Source organism: Microbacterium karelineae (genome assembly GCF_009745985.1).
GTDB classification, from domain to species: domain Bacteria; phylum Actinomycetota; class Actinomycetes; order Actinomycetales; family Microbacteriaceae; genus Microbacterium; species Microbacterium karelineae.
In genome coordinates this window covers 44,520-59,680 of record NZ_WFIX01000032.1, presented here as the reverse complement: position 1 = coordinate 59,680, position 15,161 = coordinate 44,520, and the positions used below count along the sequence as shown (strand labels likewise).

Sequence of the window (15,161 nt, the reverse complement as noted above, 5' to 3'; positions counted from 1 at the left end):
TCACGCCGCCAGGTCGATCTCGGTTCCGATCCCCGCGGCGCGCGCGGCGTCGAGGAGCAGGGCGGCGATCGCGAGATCCTGGGCGCCGATTCCGACCGAGTCGAACAGCGTGATCTCGTCTGCGGAGCGACGCCCGCGCACATCGCCGGCGAGCACCTCGCCGATCGTGCCGACGACGTCCGACAGAGCCACCGCTGCCTCCGCGACGGCGAGCATGAGGTCGCCGGACTTCGTCTCCGCCGTCGGCCTGTCGTCCACCCAGATCGACCCGCGAGCCATCGTCGCGGCGTCGACCTCGCGCTCATCGGGACGAGGCCGCGCCCCGACGATGTTGACGTGCTGCCCGGCGCGCAGCCACTTACCCCGCACTAGCGGTTCGACCGACGGTGTCAGCGTGCAGACCACATCGGCCTCGCCGAAGACCGCCTCGACGGAGTCCGCGACGCTCACCTCCCAGCCACTCGACGCCGCGGCGAACGCGTCGGCGCGCTCCCGCGTCCGGGACCAGACGACAGCGCGCTCGAAGCCGCACGCCCCCTGCATCGCGAGGAGATGCTCGCGCGCGAGGTTCCCCGCGCCGACGAGACCGAGCACCCGGCTGTCGGGACGCGCGAGCGCCCGCGTCGCGACGGCGCTCGCGGCGGCCGTGCGCACGCGCGTCGGCACTCCCCCGTGCATCACCGCGAGCGGTGCGCCGTCTCGACGGTCCACGACGACGATCGTCGAGCGCTGAGTCGGGAGGCCGCGCGGCGCGTTGTCGGGCACATCGGCGAGGAGCTTGACGACCGCCGTCCCGGTCGCATCCGAGGCCGCGGACATCAGCAGGTACCGCCCCGTATCCGAGTCGGTGCCCATCGAGGTCGGCGACGGCTGCACGGCGCCGCCGCGAGCGATCTCCGCGAAGATGCTCGCGACGGCGTCGACGGTCGCCGGGCGGCGGACGAGCGCCTCGAGCTGGGACGCCGTGAGCACGAGCGTCATGACGCGGCCGCCGCGAGCTCGAGCTGATCCGCCACGACGACGCCGCGGTGCAGCACCGTGCGGTCGCGGCCTCGATCCATCACCGCGGCCGCGACCGTGTCGCCCGGCACGAGGACGAGGTCGGCGGGATCGCCGACGGCGAGGCCGGGCCGGTCGGCGACCCCGTCGAGCGCCGGCGCCGATCCGATCACCGAGCGCCCGCCCATCGTCGCGATCGCTGCGGCATGCTCGATGTGCACGTCACGACGGAAGCCGTTCGTGAACGCGAGCTGCCAGGTGCGCTCGAGCATGTCGCAGTCACCGTACGGCGACCAGTAGTCGCGCTGACCGTCCTCCCCGAGCCCGAGACGGATGCCGTGCTCGGCGAGCAGGAGCGCCGACAGCGGCGACGGCGGCGCGACCGTCGCGACCGCGACGTCCCACTCGCGGAACCTCTCGAGCAGCGCACGCAGCTGCGCGTCCGGCAGCGTCCCCAGCCCGTATCCGTGCGAGATCGTCACGCGCCCGCGAAGATCGAGCGCCTCGATCCGTTCGAGGATCAGCTCGGCGGAGAACTTCGCCAGCTCGCCGGGCTCGTGCAGGTGGATGTCGATCGGCGCATCGAATCGCTCCGCCAGACCGAACACGATGTCGAGGTGCGTCGCAGGATCGCGATCGAGCGCGCACGGGTCGATCCCGCCGACGACATCGGCCCCGCTCTCCATCGCGCGCGCGAGGATCTCGGCCGATCCGCTCTCCCGCAGGAGGCCGGCCTGCGGGAAGGCCATGATCTGCACGTCGGCGCGCCCCGCATGCGCCTCCTTCGCGGCGAGCACCCCGTCGAGCTTCTCGAGCCCGCAGTCGACATCGACCTGTGCATAGGTCCGCACGCTCGTGGTGCCGCGGGCGATCATCCTGCCGAGCGTCTCGGTGGTGCGCCAGGCGATGTCGCGCTCCGCGTCGCGCCAGTTCCGACGGTCGTTGAGCATCATGTTCCAGACGCCGGGCTCCCCCGTGTGCGGCCGGAACGGCAGCCCGATGCGCGACGAGTCGAGATGCACGTGGGCGTCGCTGAACGACGGCAGCAGGATCCGGCCGCGCCCGTCCACGATCTCGCCCGCGGCGCGCCCCTCTCCCGCGGGGCGGATCGCCGAGATCCGCCCCGCCGCGATCTCGACGTCGGCGAGCTCCCTGCCCCAGGGCCGGACGCCGGAGATGACCTGCGCGCTCACTCGGCGCTCGTCTCGCGGAACTCGAACAGTCCGTCGGCGCGCGGGGTGAAGTCGAGCGCCGGGTCGGCGGCGAAGCTGTTCATCGGGACGTACAGGGGCACGAAGTAGCCCATGTCGTTGCTGTACTGCAGCAGCTCCTGGAACACCGCCTCGCGCTCGTCGCCGACGACGGCGCGCTGCGCGACCGCCAGCTCGGCGGTGCGGGGATCCTGCGCGTAGTTGTTGTTGCCGTCGGGCTCGTAGAAGTCGGTCAGCGGCAGGTCGCCGTCGACCGTCGAGGGCGCCCACGTGTTGAGGTAGATGCCCTCGAACTCCCTGCCACGCACCTTGAGGGTGTGGCTCTCCTGATCGGCGCCGTTCATCCGCACGGCGATCCCCACCTCCTCGAGGGCACCCTGCACCGTCTGCGCGACCTCCGAGGAGAGGGGGATGCGCCCGTCGGTCGCGTAGTCGAAGTCGATCACCTCGCCGTCGTATCCGGCCTCGTCCAGGAGCTCCCGCGCGCGCTCGGGGTCGTAGCCCGTGTCCGTGACCTCCGCCGAGAATCCCTCGACCGCCGGCGCGAGCATCGCAGTGGCGGGCTCCGCGAGCCCCATGAGCAGCCCATCGGCGATCGCCTGCTTGTCGATCGCGAGCGACACGGCTTCGCGAACGGCGGGATCCGAGAGAGGCCCGGCCGTCGAGTTCACGCCGAGGAAGACGACGCCGTTCGAGAGCTCCGAGAAGACCTGGGCCTGGTCGCCGCCCTCGACGCTCGCCACCTGGGTCGGCCCGATCTGCGCGATGTCGAGGCTGCTCGACAGGACGCCGTTCACGCGCGACTCGTCGGATGCGACGGGTCGCAGCGAGATCGACTCGATCGCGGGAGCCTCCCCCCAGAAGTCGTCGTTTCGCACGAGGTCGTAGGCGACGCCCTTCTGGATGTCGTCGAACAGGTACGGGCCGGACCCGACCGGATCCTGGGCGAATGCGGCCGCCCCCATGTCCTGGTAGGTGTCCGCCGGCACGATCGAGATGAGCGATGTGTTGCGGGGAAACGCCGAGAACGGCGCCGAGAGGTGGAACCGGACGGTGAGGTCGTCGACGGCCTCGACCGACTCGACCGAGCTCAGGTAGGCGTGGTTCTCGCTCGTCGGATCGCCGAGGATCGTCTCGAAGGTGAACACGACGTCGTCGGCGGTGATCTCCTCGCCGTTGCTCGCCGTGACGCCCTCGTTCAGCACGAAGTCCCACTGCGTGACGTCGTCGTTGGGGATCCACTCCCGCGCGAGACGCGACGCGAGCTCTCCGTCCGGTGTGATCGTGACCAGCTGGTCGAAGGTGTGGAAGAACACCGACAGCACCACGAGTGCGCCCGACTGGATCGGGTCCATCGATGTCGGGTCGGTCGGCAGAGCGGCGACGATCGCGGTCGGGGTCGCCTCCGGCCCCGATCCCCCCGCCGAGTCGTCGTCGGAGAAGCCGCCGGCGCACCCGGCGAGTGCGACGCCTCCGAGGGCGATGAGGGATCCGGCCGCGAGGGTGCGGCGTCGTGTGCGGGGCATGAGGCCTCTTTCGTGAGCGGGGGCGTTGAGGGATTCGGCCGCGAGTGTGGGGGGGCATGGGTTCGCTTTCGTGAGATGGATCTGGGGTCAGGTGGATCACGTGCGTTCGGGGATGCGGGGAATCGCGTCGAGCAGCATGCGCGTGCACGCGTGCGCCGGGGCCTCGAAGATCTGCTCCACGGGGCCCTCCTCCACGACGCGCCCGTTCTGCATCACGACGACGCGGTCGGCCGCATTGCGCACGACGCCGAGGTCGTGGGAGATGAACAGGTAGCCGAGCCCGTGCTCGTCCTGGAGGTCGTCGAGCAGCTCGAGGACCTGCGCCTGGATCGAGACGTCGAGAGCCGACACCGGCTCGTCGAGGACGAGCAGGGCCGGGTGCAGGGCGAGCGCCCGCGCGATTCCGACGCGCTGGCGCTGTCCGCCCGACAGCTGCGACGGCGTGCGCGCCGCGAAGCTCTCGTCGAGCCCGACGTCGGCGAGGAGGCGCCGTACGCGATCCGGTCGGTACGAGCGCCGGATGCGCAGCGGCTCGGCGACGATCTGCTCGACGGTCAGGCGGGGATCCAGCGCCGAGTACGGGTCCTGGAACACGAGCTGGGCCCCCTCTCGCTGGCGCCCGCTGCGGCCTCGGAGCGACGGCGCCACGAGTTCGCCCCCGAGGCGCACCGTGCCCGACACCGCGGGCTGGATCCCGAGGATCGCCCGGGCGAGCGATGACTTGCCGCACCCCGACTCGCCCACGACGGCGACGGTCTCGCCGGCGCGGACGCGCACCGACACCCCGTCCACAGCGCGCATGCGGGCTCTCCCGACCCCCGGGTATTCGACGACGATGTCCTCGGCGCGCAGGGCGTCGGCGGAGCTGTCCGAGATCGCGGCGCGCGACGGCGCGATCGCCTCCGGCCGCGCCGCGAGCAGCCGACGCGTATACGGATCGGCCGGCTCGTGCAGCACCCGCAGGGCCGCCCCCTGCTCGACGATCCGCCCGCCGTTCATCACGGCGATCCGATCGGTGTGCTCGGCGACGAGCCCGAGGTCGTGCGTGATGAGCACGAGAGCGCTTCCGGTGCGCGCGCGGACCTCGTCGATGAGGTCCATGACCTGCGCCTGCACGGTGACGTCGAGAGCGGTGGTCGGCTCGTCGGCGATCAGCAGAAGCGGGTCGTGGGCGATGGCCATCGCGATCATCGCCCTCTGCCGCATGCCGCCCGACCACTGATGCGGCCGCGTCGCCGCGCGCTCGGCCGCGTCGCGCACGCCGACGGACTCCAGGAGCTCGACCGCGCGGATCCGCGCCCCGCGGCGCGACAGCCCCGGCCGATGCACCCGCACCGCGGAGGCGACCTGCGCGCCGATCGAGCGCAGCGGGTTGAGCGCCGACATCGGGTCCTGGAACACCATGGCCGCGGCGCGGCCGCGGATCCTGCGCATCTCGCGCGCGCCGAGGGCGGTGATGTCGCGCCCGTCGAGCAGGATCCGCCCCCCGGTTCGTCGGACGCCGAGGGGAAGCAGTCCCATCGACGCGAGCATCGTGAGGCTCTTGCCTGACCCGGACTCGCCGACCACGCCGAGCGCCTCTCCCGGCGCGACCTCGAGCGAGATCCCGTGTACGAGCGCCTGCGAGGCGCCGCGCCCGTCGGCCTCGATGACGAGGTCTTCGACGCTGAGCACGTGCGTCATGACATGCCTCCCCTGCGCAGGAGGGCACCGCGGCCGTCGGCGGTGAACTGATGGCTGAGGAACTGCGCGCCGGCGACGGCGAGGAACATCGCGAGGCCCGGGAGGATCGCGATCCAGGGGTTGGCGCCGAGGTACTTCTGGCCTTCGAAGATCATTCCGCCCCAGCTGGGGATCGGCGGCTGGACGCCGAGCCCCAGGTACTCGAGCGACGATTCGAGGAGGACGATCGTCGCGAGGTCTGTGACCGCGATGATGAGCGTGTGCGGCCACACGTTCGGCACGATGTGCCGGACGAGGACCCACGAGGTGTCGGCCCCCTGCGTGAGGGGCGAGATGACGAAGTCCTGCTGGCGCAGCGCGCCCGAGACGCTGCGGGTGACGCGTGCGTATCCGACCCACCACGTGCACCCGAGCACGATGATCGTGAGCGCCGCGCTGGGGCGCAGCACCGCGCAGATCGCGATCATCAGGAGCACGACGGGCATCGCGAGCGTGACGTTGCCCACGACCGAGGCGACGCTCTCGAACCGCCCGCCGACGTATCCGGAGAGGATCCCGATCGTCGTCCCGATGATCGCGTTCAGGCACACGATGGCGAGGGTGATCCCGAGGGTGACCGATGTCGCGAGCGAAAGCCTGTCGAGCAGATCGCGGCCGAGCGCATCGGTGCCGACCGGGTGACGGATGTCCGCGAACGGCGCGAGGAGGGCCGAGCCGAGATCCTGCCGGAACGGAGCGAAGTCGGGCGTCAACGGCGGTACGGCGGCGAGGAGCAGGACCGCGCCGATCATCGCGATCCCGATCGCCGCCGACGGCCGCAGGCGCGAGCGCGCCGGCCTGCCCGTGGATGCGGACGCTGTGGGAATCTGCACGGTCATGCGGCTGCCGTTCTCGGGTCGATGCGGAAGACGAGGACGTCGACGAGCGTGTTCACCACGATGAACATGAGCGCGACGAAGAGGAGTCCGGCCTGGACGATCGGGAAATCGCGCTGGCTCACCGCATCGGTGAGGAGCTGACCGAGCCCCGGCCATGCGAAGACGACCTCGACGACGACGGTGCCGCCGAGCAGGCCGCCGAGGTTCAGACCGGCCATGCCCAGCACGGGAAGGAGCGCGTTGGGGAGCATCTGCGTGAGCAGGATCGACTCGCGTCGATGTCCCTGCGCGAAGGCGGTGCGGACGTAGTCGAGGCCCGCCTGCTCGCTGAGCGCGGAGTCGAGAAGTCGCAGGTACATCACGAACTGGCCCGTCGTGAGCGTGATCACGGGGAGCACGAGGCTCTCGGGGCTCGTTCGACCCAGCGAGGGGAGCGCGCCGAGCAGCACGGAGAAGACGAGCACGAGCAGCAGCCCGAAGAAGAAGTCGGGGATCGACTGTCGGAGCGCCCCGCACCAGTTCGCGATCGATCGCAGCAGCCGGCTGCCGGTGAGCTGGATGAGCAGGGCGACGACGAGGGCGAGGGCGAAGCCGGCGACGAAGGACCAGATCGCGAGTTCGAACGTCGCGGGGAGCCGCTCGAGCACGAGGCCGAGCGCCGATTCCCGCAGACGGTAGGAGTCGCCGAAGTCGCCGATGAAGACGCCTCCGACGGTCGCGAGGTACTGGACGATCAGGGGCCGGTCGAACCCGAGTGCGCGATTGAACTCGGCGACGTCGTCCGCGGTCGCGTTGTCCGGCAGGAGCAGAGCTGCGGGCTCTCCCGTCGCACGCCCGAGCACGAAGGCGATCGTCACGACGAGGAAGAGCGTGACGAGGGCCAGCGCCAGGCGTCGGAGGAGGAAGGAGGTCACGAGAAGCGACGCTAGGCGACCGTGAAGGCCGATCGAGTGCGCGTAATCCGTTCGTCATGGAGTCCTTACCGCCACGTCACTTTGGAATACCAAACCTCGCCGTTTGTGTCAGCTTCGGCAACATTCACGCCCATTTGGCATGCCATACCGAGGATTCCACCCGGTGCTGAAAGGATGCGGACATGACCTCCGAGAGCGCCTCAGGGCTGCCGGCCCGCGTGGCCCATCACCTTCGAGAGCAGATCATCACGGGCGAGATCCCCATGGGGTCGAAGCTCAACGAGCGCGAGATCGCCGAGCGGCTCCAGGTCTCGCGCGTCCCCGTGCGCGAGGCCCTGCCCCTCCTCGAGGCCGAGGGGTTCGCGGTCTCGCGCCCGCGACGAGGCTCGATCGTGCACACCTTCACGCTCTCCGACGCGCGGGAGGTGTTCGATCTGCGCCGCCAGCTCGAACCGCTCGCGGCCGGGTTCGCCGCGGCGCGGTCTCGCGACGGTGCCGACACCTCCGCGATCCGCGATGCCCTGCAGAGCGCCCAGGTCGACGCGAGCGATCTGCCGCCGTCGACGCGCAACTCCGATCTGCACGACGAGATCATGTCGCTGTCCGGACACGCCCTGCTGCAGCGGATGAGCGGCCTCATGAGCGGCCGCGTGCGATGGCTGTTCCGCCTGACCCCCGAGCGCGACACGCCGTCGATGTGGCAGGAGCACAGCGACATCGTCGACGCGATCGTCGCCGGGGAGCGGGATCTCGCGACCATGCTCATGGCGGCGCACGTGGAGCGGGCCGCGATCGAGTCGCTCCCGCTGCTCGTGGGGCGGCTGCCTGAGGTCGAGCCGTCGCCGCGCCGCCGCGGCCCCCGCACGCCGACCCACTGACGCCGACCGACGCATCCCGACCTCACGGGCCCGTCGTAACCATCGTGAAACGGTGCGGGCCTAACGTGGCGACATGCGCATCGCGGACTTCGATCGAGCCCCCGACTCCGACGCGGAGACGACGGCCCGGCTCTGGGCGGACGTCCCCCAATGGGTCGGCGTCGTCGTCGACGAGCGGCCGTACGGATCCGTGGATGCTCTCGTCGACCGCGCGCGCCGCGCGTCCGCTCGATGGGGCGCCGCCGAGCTCGACGCCGCGCTCGGGCGGCACGCACGCATCGGCGAGGCGCCGCGCGGAGACTCCGCGGAAGCGGCGGCGTCACGCCGCGAGCAGAGCGCGGTGACGCGGGCCGGATCCGGCGTCGCGGCCCGCCTGGCCGACGCGAACGCCCGCTATGAGGCGCGCTTCGGGCGCGTATTCCTCATCCGCGCGGCCGGACGCTCGCCCAAGGAGATCCTCGGTGAGCTCGAGCGCCGACTGCGCAACGACGACGAGACCGAGGTCCGCGAGGCGTGCTCTCAGCTCGCCGAGATCGCGATCCTGCGGATCCGGTCGGCGTTCGAGAACGAGACGAGCGCGAACGAGACGAAGGAGTCCTGATGCCGCACCTCACCACCCACGTCCTCGACGCCGCAAGCGGTACGCCCGCCACCGGCATCGAGATCGCCCTCGCCGACGCTGCGGGATCCCCCGTCGCGACCGCCGTGACCGACGGCGACGGCCGCGCGGCGCTCGGCCCCGATCTGCTGGCGCCGGGCGACTACACGCTGCGCTTCGAGACGCGCGCGCATTTCGCCGCGCGCGGCGTCGACGCCTTCTATCCGTTCGTGACGGTCACCTTCACGGTGACGGACGACCGGCACTATCACGTGCCGATCCTCCTCAGTCCGTTCGCCTATTCCACCTACCGAGGGAGCTGACATGAGCGACGTATCCGTTCGCCTGGGCCCGAACAAGTACGGCAAGGCCGAGGTGCGCCTCGTGCGGATCACGCGCGACAGCCCGCGCCACGAGATCGAGGACCTGTGCGTCACGTCGCAGCTGCGCGGCGACGTCGACGGCTCGTTCCTGACGGGCGACAACTCGCGGATCGTCGCGACCGATACGCAGAAGAACACGGTCTTCGCCTTCGCCAAGACGCACGGCGTCCGCTCGCCCGAGCAGTTCCTGCAGGCCCTCGCGGGGCACTTCACGACGGAATTCGACTGGATAGACGGCGGCCTCTGGCAGGCGGAGCAGTACGCGTGGGATCGCATCGCCTCCGGCGGGCCGGGTGAGGACCACTCGTTCGTCCGCAGCGGGCGGGCGACCCGTCTCGCGGCCGTGCAGGTCTCAGGCGGCGAGACGCACGTGACGGGCGGGGTGAAGGATCTCACGGTGCTGAAGTCGACGGGATCCGAGTTCTGGGGTTACCCGAAGACCGAGTTCACGACGCTGCCCGAGACGACCGACCGCATCATGGCGACGAGCGTGACCGGTCGCTGGCGGTACCTGCCGGAGGCCGTCGAGGCCGGCATCGACTACAACGGCGTCTACGACGAGGTGTGCCGGGTCCTGCTCGACCGCTTCGCCGATGTGCACTCGCTCGCCCTTCAGCAGACGCTCTACGAGATGGGCAAGGCGGCGATCGCCGCCCGCCCCGAGCTCGCCGAGGTGCGCTTCGCGATGCCGAACAAGCACCACTTCATCTACGACCTCGCGCGCTTCGGCCTCGAGAACGACGGCGAGGTGTTCATCGCCGACGATCGCCCCTACGGCCTCATCGAGGGCAGCGTCATCCGCGACGGCGTCGCCGACGCACCGGGCGCCTGGCTCGAGCTGCCGAGCTTCGTATGACCGCTCCGGCGCCGCGGAGGCGCGCATGGACCTGAACACGGTCGCCGCGTACCGGGCCGCACGCACGCGGGCTGACCTCGCACTCGCCCCGGGCGAACGCCTGCTGGGCGGCGGCACGTGGCTCTACTCCGAGCCGCAGGTCGACACGACGGGGCTCGTCGACCTGACGACGATGGGCTGGCCGGCACTCGAACGCGTCGGAGACGGCCTGCGGATCGCGGCGACCTGCACGATCGCCGAGCTCGCGCGGATCCCGCCGGAGCCGGGCTGGGGCGCGCACGCGCTGTTCCTGCAGTGCGCGAACGCGCTGCTCGCCTCATTCAAGGTGTGGAACGTCGCGACGGTGGGCGGGAACGTGTGCCGTGCATTCGCCGCCGGCGCGATGGTGTCGCTGTGCACGGCACTCGATGCCGAAGCGGTCGTCTGGACGCCCGACGGGCGCGAGCGCCGCCGCGCCGTCGAGGAGCTCGTGACGGGAAACGGCACGACCTCGCTCCGCGACGGCGAGGTGCTGCGCGCCCTCGAGATCCCCGCGCACGCGCTGCGTGCGCGCACGGCCTTCCGGAAGATCGCGCTCGCCGAGCTCGGGCGCTCCGGGGCCGTCGTGATCGGTCGCGTCGACGCGGATGGGCGGGCCGTGTTCAGCGTCACCGCGGCGGTCGAGCGCCCGGCCGTCCTCCGCTACGAGACGCTCCCCGAGGCGGGCGCCCTCGCCGCAGACATCCGCGCACTCGAGGGCTGGTACTCGGATCCGTTCGGCGCGGCCGACTGGCGCCGTCACGTGAGCGGCGTGCTCGCCGCGCAGGTCCGAGAGGAGCTCGCCCGATGAGGTTCCGCATCAACGGCGCCGAGGTGGACGGCGAGCCCGCCCCCGGCCAGTGCCTGCGCACGCACCTGCGCGATCACGGCCGCACCGAGGTCAAGAGGGGGTGCGACGCCGGAGACTGCGGGGCGTGCGGCGTGCTCGTCGACGGCGAGCCCGTGCACTCGTGCATCTTCCCCGCGCAGCGGATCGCGGGGCGGGAGGTGACGACGGCCGCGGGCCTCGGCACCCCCGGCGATCTCTCGTCGATGCAGGCGGCGTTCGTCGACGGCTTCGGGTTCCAGTGCGGCTACTGCACCCCGGGGATGGTCGTCACGGCGTCGGCACTCGAGGACGATCCCGACGATCTCGCGCGCCTCATGAAGGGGAACCTGTGCCGCTGCACGGGCTACCGCGCGATCCGCGAGTCGATCCGCGACGGCCAGCGGCGCGGCGCGGCGAACCTCGGCAGTACGGGCGCCGAGGCGCGCATCGGGTGCTCGACCCGCCCTCCCGCGGCGGAGCGGGTCGTCTCGGGAACCGAGCCGTACACATTCGACCTCCCCGCGCCGGGCACGCAGGTGCTGCGGGTGCTCGGGTCTCCGCACGCACACGCCCGAGTCGTCTCGATCGACACGGCCGAGGCCGAGCGGGTGCCCGGGGTGACGCTCGTGCTGACACACCGCGACGTCGCCGACCTGCCCCGGTTCTCGACGGGGCGGCACGAGCACCGGGAGGACGACCCCGATGACACGCGCGTGCTCGACGACCGCGTGCGCTTCGTCGGTCAGCGCGTCGCGGCGGTCGTCGCGGAATCGGCGGTGGCCGCCGAAGAGGCGTGTCGGCTGATCCGCGTCGAATACGAGCCGCTGCCGGCCGTCTTCGATCCGGACGAGGCACGACGGCCGGGCGCGCCCCTGCTGCACGCCGATCGCACGACCGAGGACCGAGTGGACGAGGCCGAGCGGAACGTCATCCTCTCCGTGCACGACGGCGTCGGCGACGTCGACGCCGCGCTCGCGGAGGCGCACGCGCGCGTCTCGGGGACGTGGAGCACCTCGCGCGTCTCGCACGCCCAGCTCGAGACGCGCGGGGCCGTCGGGTGGATCGCCGACGACGGTCGCCTCACGATCCGGTCCAGCTCGCAGGTGCCGTTCCTCGTGCGCGACGAGCTCGCGCGGATCCTGTCCCTCCCCGGCGACCGCGTGCGCGTGCTGACGGCGCGCGTCGGCGGCGGATTCGGCGGCAAGCAGGAGCTGCTGTGCGAGGATCTCGTGGCGATCGCCGTCCTGCGCACGGGGCGACCTGTCGCGTACGAGCTGAGCCGCAACGAGGAGTTCGTCCGCACGACGGTGCGGCACCCGATGCGGGTGTCCGTCGACCTCGCGGCCGATTCGGGCGGCCTCCTCACGGCGATGCGGATCGACGTGCTGTCCGACACGGGCGCCTACGGCAACCACTCCCGCGGTGTGCTGTTCCACGCCTGCGCCGAGTCGATGAGCCTGTACCGCTGCCCCGCCAAGCGCGTCGATGCCGAGGCCGTGTACACGAACAACGTGCCGTCGGGCGCGTTCCGCGGCTACGGTCTCGGCCAGGTGATCTTCGCGCTCGAATCCGCGATGGACGAGCTCGCGATCGAGCTGGACATCGACCCGTTCGAGCTGCGCCGCATCAACGCCGTGACGCCCGCGGACCCGCTGCTTGCGCACGGCGCGGAGCCCGAGCCGGGCATCGTGTGGGGCAGCTACGGTCTCGACCAGTGCCTCGACCTCGCGCAGCGGGCGCTCGGCGAGGGCGCGGATCCCGCCCCCGAGGGCGACGGCTGGCGCATCGGCGAGGGGATGGCCGCATCGATGATCGCCACGATGGCGCCGTTCGGGCACGTCGCGCGCGTCACCGTGACGCTGCGACCGGACGGATCCGTCGACGTCGGCGTCGGGACGAGCGAGTTCGGCAACGGCACGACGACGGTCCACACGCAGATCGTCGCGACGGATCTGGCGACGACGGCCGATCGGATCCGCCTGCACCATTCCGACACCGACGCCGCCCCATACGACACGGGCGCGTTCGCCTCGGCGGGGACGACCGTCGCGGGCAAGGCCCTGCACGCCGCCTCCCTCGCCCTGCGCGAGGTGCTGCGCGAGGCGGCATCGCAGCTCACGGGCGCGGCTGTCGCCGACTGCGTGCTCGAGCGCGACGGCGTCCGCGCAGGCGCGGCGCTCGTGCCGTTCGCCGAGCTCATCGCGGCGGCGCCCGCCGCGTACCGTTTCGAGGACGGGCTGCGCGCCGACGGGAGCGAGCTCGGCGAGCAGCGCAGCCTCGCGTTCGACGTGCAGGCGTTCCGCGTCGCGGTCGACACCGAGACCGGCGCGGTGCGCATCCTCCGCTCGGTGCACGCCGCCGACGCCGGCACGGTCATGAATCCGGCGCAGTGCCGCGGGCAGATCGAGGGCGGCGTCGCCCAGGGAATCGGGGGCGCGCTCTACGAGGAGGTCATGACGGGCGACGACGGATCCGTCACGACGCCCGTGTTCCGCATGTACCGCGTTCCGCAGATGGCCGACATCCCCGACACCGAGGTGCTGTTCGCCGAGACGAGCGACGATGTGGGGCCGTTCGGGGCCAAGTCGATGAGCGAGTCGCCGTACAACCCCGTGGCACCGGCCCTCGCGAACGCGATCCGCCGCGCGATCGGCGTGCGCCCGCGGGAGACGCCCATGTCGCGGGACCGGATCTGGCGGATGCTGTCACGAGAGGAGTCGTCATGAGGGACGTGCTTCCGGTCGCCGCGCAGTGGGTGCGCGAGGGGCGCGAGTTCGCGATCGCGACGGTCGTCGGGATCCGCGGCAGCGCGCCGCGCGAGCTCGGTGCGAGCATGCTCATCGGCGGCGACGGCACCGTCTTCGGCAATGTGTCGGGCGGATGCGTCGACTCGGCCGTGGCCGCGGAGGGCGCGGAGGCGATCGGCGACGGGCTGGCGCGCCTGGGCCGTTACGGCGTGGACGACGACCCCCTGCACGGGATCGCCCTCACGTGCGGAGGCGAGATCGACGTGCTCGTGCGTCCGGTCGCCCCCGACGACGACGCCGCGCGGCAGCTGTGCGCCCTCGCGGCCGCCGATGGGGCGATCGGCTGCGCGCTCGAGATCACCGGCGACGAGATGGGACGCGCCTGGATCGTCGGCGACGGCGTCGCATCGGACGGCGCGGATCGCGCCACGGCGCGCATGCTGGCCGATGCGGGTGCGCTCGTCGGCGGTGACCGCGCCCGGCTGCTGTCCTACGACGCCGATGGCTGCCGGGCGGACGGCGAGGACCGGTCCGTGCTCGTCGTGCCCTTCGGATCCGCGCCGCGGCTGATCGTCGTCGGGGCCGTCGAGTTCGCCGTCCCCCTCACCCGCCTCGCCGCGGCGCTCGGCTTCCGCGGCACGATCGTCGATGCCCGCCCCGCGTTCTCGTCCCCCGAGCGCTTCCCGGATGCGGAGGTCGTGGTGTCGTGGCCGGACCGATACCTCGGCGCGACCGATGTCGACGCCCGTACGGCCATCTGCGTCCTCACCCACGACGACCGCTTCGACGTGCCCGCGCTGCGCGTCGCCCTCGGCGGCCCCGCCGGATACGTCGGCGCGATGGGAAGCCGCGTGACACACGATGATCGCCTGCGGCGGCTCGCCGAGTCGGGCGTCCCGACCGCGCAGATCACCCGCCTCCGCTCCCCCATCGGGCTGGACCTCGGCGGGCGCTCCGCCGAGGAGACTGCATTGTCGATCCTCGCCGAGATCGTCGCGCACCGGAACGGCGCGACCGGCCTCCCGTTGTCCGAACGGGCCGGGCCCGTGCATCTGATCGCCCCGTCGCCATGATCTCCGCCGGGCTCTGCGGGATCGTGCTGGCGGCCGGCGCCGGCACGCGGTACGGCGGGCCGAAGGCGCTCGCCCGCACGGCCGACGGGAGGCCGTGGCTCCGGCTGGCGGTCACGACGCTGGAGCGCGCCGGATGCGGCCAGGTCCTCGTCGCCGTCGGCGCCGCCGCCGACGCGGCCGAGCAGCTCGTCCCGCCGCGCGCGAGCGCCGTGTGGGTGCGAGAGTGGCGGACCGGGCTCGCGGCGAGCCTGCGCGACGCGCTCGACGCCGCCGCGCATACGGCGGCGCGCGCAGCCCTCGTGATCCCCGTCGACACCCCGGCGATGCCGGTGACGGTCTGCCGCCGCGTCCTCGACATCGTCCCACCCGAGCCCCGCTCCCTCGCGCGCGCCGTCTACGCGGGAGAACCCGGCCACCCCGTGCTCCTGGGGCGCGACCACTGGGATCCGATCAGCCGCGAGGCGTCGGGTGACCGCGGAGCCGGCGGTTATCTCCGCTCGCACGGCTCCGCCCGGATCGAGTGCTCCGACCTCTGGGACGGGACGGACATCGACGAGGTGACCTGAGG

General features: G+C 72.1%; 14 protein-coding genes. 8 read left to right on the top strand and 6 right to left on the bottom strand.

Translation table 11 applies throughout. From position 1 onward, the window contains the following. From GB932_RS00425 to GB932_RS00400, 6 genes are all read right to left on the bottom strand, one after another. Positions 1-981: an ornithine cyclodeaminase family protein gene (locus tag GB932_RS00425; protein ID WP_156758831.1), complete on the bottom strand. Its 981-nt coding sequence runs from the start codon at positions 979-981 to the stop codon at positions 1-3. Next, positions 978-2,192, bottom strand: coding sequence for an amidohydrolase family protein (locus tag GB932_RS00420; protein ID WP_156758830.1), 1,215 nt, complete (start codon positions 2,190-2,192; stop codon positions 978-980). The genes GB932_RS00425 and GB932_RS00420 overlap by 4 nt, the downstream gene beginning before the upstream one ends. Continuing rightward, entirely contained in the window at positions 2,189-3,736 is a 1,548-nt protein-coding gene (locus GB932_RS00415) for an ABC transporter substrate-binding protein (RefSeq protein ID WP_156758829.1), read from the bottom strand. Before GB932_RS00415 ends, GB932_RS00420 begins: the two co-directional genes overlap by 4 nt. Positions 3,737-3,832: 96 nt before the next feature. Further along, positions 3,833-5,419 carry a dipeptide ABC transporter ATP-binding protein gene (locus GB932_RS00410; RefSeq protein WP_156758828.1) on the bottom strand — a complete coding sequence of 529 codons (1,587 nt, stop codon included), beginning with the start codon at positions 5,417-5,419 and terminating at the stop codon, positions 3,833-3,835. Further along, positions 5,416-6,297, bottom strand: coding sequence for an ABC transporter permease (locus tag GB932_RS00405; protein ID WP_156758827.1), 882 nt, complete (start codon positions 6,295-6,297; stop codon positions 5,416-5,418). The genes GB932_RS00410 and GB932_RS00405 overlap by 4 nt, the downstream gene beginning before the upstream one ends. After that, positions 6,294-7,211 (bottom strand): ABC transporter permease, encoded by a 918-nt coding sequence (locus GB932_RS00400; protein WP_197517178.1) that lies wholly within the window; start codon positions 7,209-7,211, stop codon positions 6,294-6,296. Before GB932_RS00400 ends, GB932_RS00405 begins: the two co-directional genes overlap by 4 nt. Positions 7,212-7,393: 182 nt before the next feature. On the opposite strand from GB932_RS00400, the gene GB932_RS00395 reads away from it, so the two are divergent. From GB932_RS00395 to GB932_RS00360, 8 genes are all read left to right on the top strand, one after another. Next, the gene (locus GB932_RS00395) at positions 7,394-8,089 is read left to right on the top strand and encodes a GntR family transcriptional regulator (protein WP_156758825.1); all 696 of its coding nucleotides are present in this window, start codon (positions 7,394-7,396) and stop codon (positions 8,087-8,089) included. A 73-nt stretch (positions 8,090-8,162) separates the two neighbouring features. Further along, complete coding sequence (gene uraD, locus GB932_RS00390; RefSeq protein WP_156758824.1) at positions 8,163-8,690, top strand: 2-oxo-4-hydroxy-4-carboxy-5-ureidoimidazoline decarboxylase; 528 nt, start codon at positions 8,163-8,165, stop codon at positions 8,688-8,690. Further along, positions 8,690-9,010 carry a hydroxyisourate hydrolase gene (uraH, locus tag GB932_RS00385; RefSeq protein WP_156758823.1) on the top strand — a complete coding sequence of 107 codons (321 nt, stop codon included), beginning with the start codon at positions 8,690-8,692 and terminating at the stop codon, positions 9,008-9,010. The genes uraD and uraH overlap by 1 nt, the downstream gene beginning before the upstream one ends. A 1-nt stretch (position 9,011) precedes the next feature. Further along, complete coding sequence (gene pucL, locus GB932_RS00380) at positions 9,012-9,926, top strand: factor-independent urate hydroxylase (RefSeq protein WP_156758822.1); 915 nt, start codon at positions 9,012-9,014, stop codon at positions 9,924-9,926. Positions 9,927-9,951: 25 nt separating this feature from the next. Next, complete coding sequence (locus GB932_RS00375) at positions 9,952-10,755, top strand: FAD binding domain-containing protein (RefSeq protein ID WP_156758821.1); 804 nt, start codon at positions 9,952-9,954, stop codon at positions 10,753-10,755. Next, positions 10,752-13,499: a molybdopterin-dependent oxidoreductase gene (locus GB932_RS00370; RefSeq protein WP_156758820.1), complete on the top strand. Its 2,748-nt coding sequence runs from the start codon at positions 10,752-10,754 to the stop codon at positions 13,497-13,499. Before GB932_RS00375 ends, GB932_RS00370 begins: the two co-directional genes overlap by 4 nt. Beyond that, positions 13,496-14,593, top strand: a complete 1,098-nt coding sequence (locus GB932_RS00365) for an XdhC family protein (protein WP_156758819.1) — start codon at positions 13,496-13,498, stop codon at positions 14,591-14,593. Before GB932_RS00370 ends, GB932_RS00365 begins: the two co-directional genes overlap by 4 nt. Continuing rightward, complete coding sequence (locus GB932_RS00360; protein ID WP_156758818.1) at positions 14,590-15,159, top strand: nucleotidyltransferase family protein; 570 nt, start codon at positions 14,590-14,592, stop codon at positions 15,157-15,159. The genes GB932_RS00365 and GB932_RS00360 overlap by 4 nt, the downstream gene beginning before the upstream one ends. The last annotated feature ends 2 nt before the right edge of the window (positions 15,160-15,161 follow it).